Origin of the sequence: Kaistella sp. (assembly GCF_049588135.1) — a bacterium.
Lineage (GTDB): Bacteria > Bacteroidota > Bacteroidia > Flavobacteriales > Weeksellaceae > Kaistella.
The window spans coordinates 1-2,114 of the sequence record NZ_JBAVFG010000039.1; the positions used below are offsets into that span (position 1 = coordinate 1).

Annotated in this window: 1 protein-coding gene; it reads left to right on the forward strand. The window is 34.2% G+C overall.

The annotated features are described in order from the left end of the window. Positions 1 to 433: 433 nt before the first annotated feature. On the forward strand, positions 434 to 2,114 hold a 1,681-nt coding region (locus WBY99_RS02305), incomplete at its 3' end, for an ABC-F family ATP-binding cassette domain-containing protein (protein ID WP_423974734.1).

The window sequence follows — 2,114 nt, forward strand, 5'->3', positions numbered from 1 at the left end:
ATTCAATGCTTGTACAAGCATTGAATAAATTTTTTTTCATCATTTGTGTTTTTAGAATCCATCAGTCATGATGGGTTCTTTTTGTTTGTATTGATGCTGTGATTTTTTTTAATTTAAAAAAAAGGGAAATAAATTTTGTCATACAAAGTATAATGTCGACCTTTGTATTGTTCAAATGCTTGTAAGAGCATGAGAATAAATTTTTTTTCATCATTTGTGTTTTTAGAATCCACCTTCATCAGTGGATTCTTTTTATTTTAATACGAAATTTTGATCCGTTATTATTTGAAGTCGATCATTCAACAGTTTCAATAAAATGAAAGAGTTCGAGGATTTAAATAAAATTTCATTGCATTCAAAAGCATTCAGTATCTCAATTAGTTTCACTACTTTTGCACCTCGAAAATCTACTCATTAATTAGCATTCAATACTATGATTTCTGTTCAAAATTTAGGACTTCATCATTCAGGAAATTACCTTTTTCAAAACGTCAATTTTACCATTAAAAAAGATGATAAAATCGGTTTGGTTGGTAAAAACGGAGCGGGTAAATCTACCTTGTTAAAGATGATTACCGGCGAAATCAATTTCTATGAAGGAAGCATTGTTCCCGAAGGAAATGTAACCATGGGATTTCTAAAGCAGGATTTAGATTTCGTGAAAGGAAGAACCGTTTGGGACGAAACTTTGCAAGCTTTTGAGCAAATCAATGCGATGAAAAATGAGTTGGATGAAGTGAATCACCAATTGGTTACCAGAACCGATTATGAAAGTGTGGAATATGAAAATATTATTCACCGAATGACGGAGCTTAATGATCTTTTGATGCACCACGATGCTTATAATTTGGAAGGCGATGTAGAGAAAATTTTGTTGGGTTTAGGTTTCAAAGCTGATGATTTCCATAAAATCACCGATGAATTTTCTGGCGGTTGGAGAATGAGAATTGAACTTGCAAAACTGCTTTTACAGAAAAATGATTTGATGCTTTTGGATGAGCCTACGAATCACCTGGATATGGAATCGATCATTTGGCTGGAAAGTTTTTTGAAAGATTATCCCGGATCAATCGTACTTGTAAGTCACGATAAGCAATTTATGACTTCTGTTTGTAACCGAACTTTCGATATTAATAATAGAAAAGTTGACGATTACAAAGCCAACTACACCAAATATTTAGAGTTAAGTTTAGAAAGAAAAGAAAAACAAATTCAAGCAAAGAAAAATCAGGATGTAGAAATCAAGCAAATGGAAGATAACATCAACCGTTTCCGCGCTTCTGCGACTAAATCTTCTTTCGCACAGTCATTGATAAAAAAATTAGATAAACTGGAGAGAATTGAAGTTGATACTGATGATGTTTCCAAATTTAATATTCGATTTCAACCCGCTGTAACTCCAGGAAAAGTGGTTTTTGAAGCTAAAAATTTAGGAAAAGCATACGGAAATAAACAAATTTTTGATGAGGTTGATTTCTTCATCGAACGTGGACAACGAATCGCTTTGTTGGGTCAAAATGGACAAGGAAAAACGACTTTAGCAAAAATTTTATCAGGCGAAATTACCGATTATTCAGGAGAATGGAATTTGGGTCACAATGTAAATATTGGTTATTTTGCCCAAAATCAGGAAGAAGTTTTAACGCCGAATAAAACCGTTTTAGAAGAAGCCGAAGATTCTGCAACCGAAGAAACCCGTCCTCGTGTTCGTGACCTATTGGGAAGTTTCCTTTTTCAAGGGGATGATGTGACCAAGAAAACAAAAGTGCTTTCTGGAGGTGAAAGAAACCGTTTGGCTTTGTGTAAATTATTGCTACGTCCGTTCAACACGTTGATTATGGACGAGCCGACGAATCACTTGGATATTCAATCCAAAGAAATTATCAAATTAGCGTTACAGAAATTTGAAGGAACTTTAATCGTTATTTCTCACGACCGTGAATTTTTGCAAGGTTTGAGCGATAAGATTTTCGAATTCCGAGATGGAAAAATGAAAGAGTTTTTGGGCGATGTGAACGAATATTTAGAATTCCGACAAAAAGAAAGCATTCGCGAAGTTTCTGCCGAGAAATCGAAATTACAAGAAATGCGAAACGAACCCGTTGTAGAAAAAG